The following is a 1029-nucleotide window of genomic DNA, read 5'->3' on the forward strand; positions in this document are numbered from 1 at the left end:
AGGGAGGTCCAGGATCCGGTCCACTCACCGGCCGCGTAGTCGCCGTCGGTGTTCCACAGTCCGCCGTCCGCACCCACCACCTCCAAATGCACCTTGGAAGGGGCCGGCACGACGGTGAGGGCGTCCAGGATGCGCTGGGCATCCGCAGCCTCCGGCTGGTAGCGGTCGGGATAGGCCGAGACCTGGACCTTCTGTGCGACGACACCTATGGGGTTGCTCTGCCAGGAGTTGTTCGGGTAGGCCTTGAGCATGGCGTCGAGGAAGGCCTTGGTGGAGTAGGCGGGGTTGAGTCTTTCCTCGAAGCTGCCCCACCAGTCCTGCTGCTGGAACAAGCCGACGCTGGATTGATCGATCTTGTTCGGATTGTTCTCGAGTACGGATTCGGTGATGGCCGTGGTGATGGCGATGACTGCGGCACGATCCGGCAGGCCGCGGGCGCGGGTGGCCTCGGATATCGCCCGCGCACAGGACAGACGGTAGGCGGTCATTGCCCCGCGCAGCTTTCCGGTGAGCACCTTGTTCAGGTTCACGGCAGTTGTGCTGTCGGCGGAGGTGACGGTTCCGCACGAGCGGTTGGGGAGGAGCGCGTGTGCCGGGCCCGCGGCGAGCATCATCGGCGTGGTGAGGGCGGCGGTCATCGCGGTAACGGAAAGCAGGCGCCGTAGGCGGTTCTTCATGAGCGAGTCGTCTTCCTGGGAGAAATGGCATGGTGACGTGCCAGCGAGGGTGGAGGCATTCGGGCTACGGGGCGGGCGGGGCACATGACCCGGCATCAACCGGCATGCCCCAAACCTCGGTAGCCTGCTCGGGCGTTACTGGGTGGTGGAGGCGGTCAGTGCGGTGATGCCGGCTGCGTTGCCGGGGATTTCGGCCCAGTCGGTGGTCCATTGGCCGGTGGTGTAGTTGGCGTCCTTGGTGTAGACGCGTCCGGTGCTGCCGATGGCGTAGACGTGCATGGTGTTGCCGGTGACTGTGCTGGTGAGGGCTTTCAGGCCGGTTCCGCCGAGGGAGGTCCAGGATCCGGTCCAC

General features: G+C 65.8%; 2 pseudogenes. Both read right to left on the bottom strand.

Features of this window, described 5'->3' with window-relative positions:
• Nucleotides 1–677, bottom strand: a pseudogene (locus ABZZ17_RS40030) (hypothetical protein); the annotation flags it as partial.
• A 135-nt stretch (nt 678–812) separates the two neighbouring features.
• Nucleotides 813–1029: pseudogene (locus tag ABZZ17_RS40035) on the bottom strand (hypothetical protein); the annotation flags it as partial.

The sequence above is a fragment of the Streptomyces sp. NPDC006512 genome (assembly GCF_040611935.1).
Lineage (GTDB): Bacteria > Actinomycetota > Actinomycetes > Streptomycetales > Streptomycetaceae > Streptomyces.